Here is a 1,751-nt window from a genome sequence, read left to right on the forward strand (position 1 = left end):
TATATTTTTCATATCGTATCCCCCCTCTGGCCAGCTTGCCTGAAAAAACACTTCAGGTTAGCCTACACTTGTTATCTGTCCATCCTGAGCATTTTCAAGCTGTGAGGATCATTATGGACACCTCTGGAAACACCATTGGAGATGAGGCCATCTCTTTTGTCGTCAGTCTTTGGTCTAGGCTTATCGATTTTATGCCCAATCTCCTTGCGGCGATTGTCATCTTAATTCTGGGTTGGATAGTGGCCATGGCAGTAGCCTTCGGCGTTAGAGGACTGCTCAAAAGGACGCAACTGGACAATCGCTTGGCTGCTTGGGTTTTGGGCCAAAAGCCCGGCGAGAAGCTGCCCCAAACGGAGCGCTGGGTGGCCGCTGCCGTCTACTGGGTGATTCTTGCTTTTGTGTTGGTGGCGGTACTGAATGCCCTGCAGCTTCAAGCTGTCTCCGATCCGCTCAACAGGTTTTTGGGGGAAATCTTCGTTTATCTGCCACGGGTGGGTGGGGCGCTGGTGCTGCTGGCTGTGGGCTGGGTGGTGGCCACTGTTGCTCGGCTGGCGGTCATCCAGGGGCTGCGGCGTTTCAACCTCGATGAGCAGTTGGCCCGGCCTCTGCAACAGGAAAGCACTGCCGGTGAGGCAGGTGCAGAAGGAACCCCAACCGGCCAAGAGGGAGGTACAGAGGTCACCCCTTTCCTGCTGAATGAAACTTTGGGCAATGCCCTTTACTGGCTGATTCTGCTGTTCTTTTTGCCGATCATCCTGGATACCCTGAACCTGCAGGGGCCGCTGCAGCCGGTGCAAAACCTGCTGGATCAGTTGCTGTCGATGGTGCCGCGGATTTTGGGGGCGCTGATCATCGGTGTGGTGGGCTGGTTTTTGGCCCGCATCGTGCGTGGGATCGTCTCCAATTTGTTGGTGGCAGCAGGGGCAAATCGGTTGGGGGCACGCTTTGGCGTTCCCCAGTTGGCCCAGATCGTCGGGACGGTGGTGTATGTCTTGGTGTTGATCCCGGCGGTGATTGCGGCGCTGAATGCCTTGGAAATTCGGGCCATCTCCGATCCGGCGGTGGCGATGCTGGAGCAGGTGTTGCGGGCCATTCCCTTGATCGCGGGATCCGCTTTGATCCTGGCCGTCTTTTACTTGCTGGGGCAATTTTTGGCCAGCTTGGTAACCCAGTTGCTGCAGGCGGTGGGTTTTGACCGTCTGGTCGCGGGGCTGGGCTTGCCCCTGGCCGCTGCTCCTGAGCCTGAAGGGGATCCCGCTGCCAAACGTCGCACTCCCTCCGAGATCGCCGGCTTGGTGGTCTGGGTAGGCGTGGTCTTGTTTGGGGCGGTGCCGGCAGTGGAGTTGCTGCAGTTTGCCGCCCTAACCGACATTGTGCAGGGGCTGTTGCTGATTTCCGGTCGGGTGCTCATCGGCGCCCTGGTGTTTGGGATCGGTCTTTATTTGGCCAATTTGGCCCACTCTATGATCAAGAGCTTGGGTAGCCCTTCCTCAGGGGTACTGGCCCAGGCGGCGCGGGTGGCTATCTTGGTTTTTGTTGGCGCCATGGCCCTGCAGCAGATGGGCGTGGCCACCGACATTGTGGTGTTGGCTTTTGGTCTGGTTCTGGGGGCGATTGCCGTGGCGGTGGCGTTGGCTTTTGGGTTGGGAGGTCGCGATGTAGCTGCCGAGCAGATCCGGCAATGGCTCAAGAGAGAGTGAGAGCAGGTTTTGTAGATATCGCCAAGGGGGACTTTGGTAGAATCACTCGGC

Annotated in this window: 1 protein-coding gene; it reads left to right on the forward strand. The window is 58.0% G+C overall.

Translation table 11 applies throughout. From position 1 onward, the window contains the following. The first annotated feature begins 113 nt into the window (after positions 1 to 113). Entirely contained in the window at positions 114 to 1,700 is a 1,587-nt protein-coding gene (locus NW819_RS12975; protein ID WP_414413997.1) for a mechanosensitive ion channel, read from the forward strand. The last annotated feature ends 51 nt before the right edge of the window (positions 1,701 to 1,751 follow it).

This window comes from Synechococcus sp. R8-2, assembly GCF_047461715.1.
Lineage (GTDB): Bacteria > Cyanobacteriota > Cyanobacteriia > Thermostichales > Thermostichaceae > Thermostichus.